Source organism: Nocardioides ginsengisoli (genome assembly GCF_039537225.1).
Classification (GTDB): domain Bacteria; phylum Actinomycetota; class Actinomycetes; order Propionibacteriales; family Nocardioidaceae; genus Nocardioides; species Nocardioides ginsengisoli.
The window spans coordinates 1-765 of record NZ_BAABAC010000059.1 but is presented as its reverse complement, the minus strand read 5'-3'; the positions used below and the strand labels follow the sequence as shown (position 1 = coordinate 765).

General features: G+C 66.0%; 1 protein-coding gene. It reads left to right on the top strand.

Annotated elements, in window-relative coordinates; translation table 11 throughout:
- Positions 1-765: IS3 family transposase (locus AB4880_RS26065; protein WP_367922145.1), on the top strand; the 765-nt coding region annotated here is incomplete at both ends.

Genomic DNA, 765 nt, shown 5'->3' with positions numbered 1-765 from the left:
AGGTCCGTGACCTGGCCTGGACGATCGACCACGAAGGCGTACGGCGGATGACACCCGAGGGGCTCTACGGACGTCGCAAGATGACCGCGCTGGTGCAGCGCAGCACCCCGGACGCCTCGCCCGGCTCGGTCGATCGGGCGATGAGATCGCTGTCCCTGCAAGGGATCCGACGCTCCAAGGGCATCCGGACGACCATCCCCGCTAAGGACGGCAAGCGGGCCGGTGACTTGCTGGATCGGGACTTCACCGCTGCCGCGCCGAACCGGACCTGGGTCATGGACTTCACCTACGTCCGAACGTGGGCAGGGTTCGTCTACGTCGCGTTCATCCTGGACGTGTTCGCCCAGAAGATCGTCGCGTGGAACGTCGCACCGACCAAGGCCGTCGAGCTCGTCGACGTCCCGTTGCGGATGGCGTTGTGGCAACGCGACCGCGAGGGCCACCCGGTGGTTCCCGGTGAGCTCATTGGTCACGCGGACGCGGGCTCGCAATACACCTCGATCGCGTTCACCGAGCACCTCGCAGAGGAAGGCATCCGGCCCTCGATCGGGTCGGTTGCTGATGCGTACGACAACGCCCTCATGGAGTGCGTGATCGGGCTGTACAAGACCGAGTGCGTCCGCACCACGGTCTTCCACGCCGGCCCCTACCGCAGCATCGGAGACGTCGAGTACGCCACCGCCGGCTGGGTCGATTGGTACAACAACCGGCGCCTGCACGGCTCTCTTGGGATGATGACCCCAGTCGAGTTCGAGCAAGCCCACT